Source organism: Glaciibacter sp. 2TAF33 (assembly GCF_052114945.1).
Lineage (GTDB): Bacteria > Actinomycetota > Actinomycetes > Actinomycetales > Microbacteriaceae > Cryobacterium.
Genome location: NZ_JBFRFS010000028.1, coordinates 1 through 1341, shown reverse-complemented (window position 1 = coordinate 1341; position 1341 = coordinate 1). Strand labels below are relative to the sequence as shown.

2 protein-coding genes are annotated in these 1341 nt (G+C 59.9%); both read right to left on the bottom strand.

From position 1 onward, the window contains the following. On the bottom strand, positions 1-799 hold a 799-nt coding region (locus AB4Y94_RS17765; RefSeq protein WP_441729349.1), incomplete at its 3' end, for an IS3 family transposase. Beyond that, positions 796-1119 carry a transposase gene (locus AB4Y94_RS17760; RefSeq protein WP_441729348.1) on the bottom strand — a complete coding sequence of 108 codons (324 nt, stop codon included), beginning with the start codon at positions 1117-1119 and terminating at the stop codon, positions 796-798. The genes AB4Y94_RS17765 and AB4Y94_RS17760, both read right to left, overlap by 4 nt. Between the last annotated feature and the right edge of the window lie 222 nt (positions 1120-1341).

Sequence of the window (1341 nt, the reverse complement as noted above, 5' to 3'; positions counted from 1 at the left end):
TCGATATCCGGTCGGTGTTGTACCAGTGGATGTATTCGGTGATGGCTGTGACGAGGTCGTCGACGTTGTCGAAGGTGTCGTGGTGGAAGGCTTCTTCTTTGAGATGGCCGAAGAAGTTCTCGRCGACCGCGTTGTCCAGGCACGTTGCTTTTCGGGACATCGACTGTGTTGCGTTGACGGTCTGGAGGATTTTTCGCCATGAGGCGTGCTGATACTGGAAGCCCTGGTCGGAGTGCACCAAGGGTTTCTCCCCGGCGGTGAGCGTCTTGATCGCTTGTGTGAGCGACTCGTTTGTTAGCTCCAGGTTCGGTGCTCGGCTGATGGTGTGAGCGATCACGGAGCGATCGAAGAGGTCGATGATCGGCGAGAGATACACCTTCTGGTCACCGAGCCGGAACTCGGTCACGTCGGTCACCCATTTCTCGTTCGGTCGAGCGGCAGTGAAGTCGCGCTGGAGCAGGTTGGGCGCGACGATGCCGGTCTCGCCCTTCCACGAGTTGTATTTGCGTTTCTGTCGCACTTTGCAGACCAAGCCGAGCGCCCGCATGAGCTTCAGCACCGTTTTCTTCGCTACCTGCCAGCCTTGGCGGGCGAGGACGGTGTGAATTCGCCGGTGGCCATACCGTCCGCGGGCGTTGTTGAACGCTYCAGTGATCGCGGCCTTCAGCTCGGCCTGCGGATCGACCCGGTCCAGTCGCGCCAGATGATAGAAAAACGTTGACCGGGCCAGCCCGGCGGCGTCGAGCAACAACTGCAGAGAGTGCTCTGCCTTGAGAGAGGCGACAGCGTGCGCTTTCACTGCCGTCCTTGCGCTCTCAAGGCCCGCAATTTTTTTAGGTACGCGTTCTCCGCTGCCAGGCGCTCGTTCTCCTGCTGCAACCGCTCAAGCTCGGTCAGCGGAGCAAGCGTCGCGTTGCCTTTGGGGCGCCCTCGCGGTTTCGGACGCAACGCATCCTCACCGTCCCGGCGATAGGCACGCACCCACTTTTTGACCAAGTTGGGCGACGAAATCCCATGCTCTTGAGCGAGTTCGCCGGGTGCTGCTTCCCCGCAGAGCACCCGCCTGACCAAATCGAGTTTGAACTCGAACGAGTACGCCGTTTTCGTACGACTCGGCACGAGTACTCCTCTGCCATGAATACGCCACTTGCTGAAGAGAGCCCTGACCGGCCACCGCGCGACGCCCAAACGCGACGCAACGGCGGAGTCGCCAAATCCCTCTTCGAACAACGCTACCGCCGCTTCGCGCGACGACACCGACAACGAACTACGTGGATGCATAAAACTGCTCCCCAGGAATCGAAACTGAATTATTCAGTCCAACTCCCGGGGAGCAGTTCA